Here is a 266-nt window from a genome sequence, read left to right as displayed (position 1 = left end):
GGGTCAACAGCGTTTGCTTGTGAATCGCCTGAGCCGATTACAGTGTCAGCTACTGCATCAAATTGAGACTGAGGAACTTCAAATCCTGGAGTACCATTATTTACATTAGGTGTTGCGAACAAGTCGATAGAACCAAACTGGTTTGCACTAATGTTAGTAATGCCGTCGTTTGAGTAAGAGTTAGATAGCCAAACGTTAGGGTTACCGCCTGAGAACAAGCCAACACCTGCACGTACTTCAAGTGCATCTGTCGCGTACCATTGGAA

Annotated in this window: 1 protein-coding gene; it reads right to left on the bottom strand. The window is 45.1% G+C overall.

Annotated features, from left to right (window positions below; all coding sequences use genetic code 11):
• A partial coding sequence (locus AAEZ18_RS18965; protein WP_352255965.1) for a hypothetical protein occupies positions 1-266 on the bottom strand: 266 nt, incomplete at both ends.

Source organism: Pseudoalteromonas sp. 19-MNA-CIBAN-0066, from assembly GCF_040308705.1.
In the GTDB taxonomy this organism is placed as follows: domain Bacteria; phylum Pseudomonadota; class Gammaproteobacteria; order Enterobacterales; family Alteromonadaceae; genus Pseudoalteromonas; species Pseudoalteromonas nigrifaciens.
The sequence above is the reverse complement of the archived record's forward strand: the minus strand, read 5'-3'. Positions and strand labels throughout refer to the sequence as shown.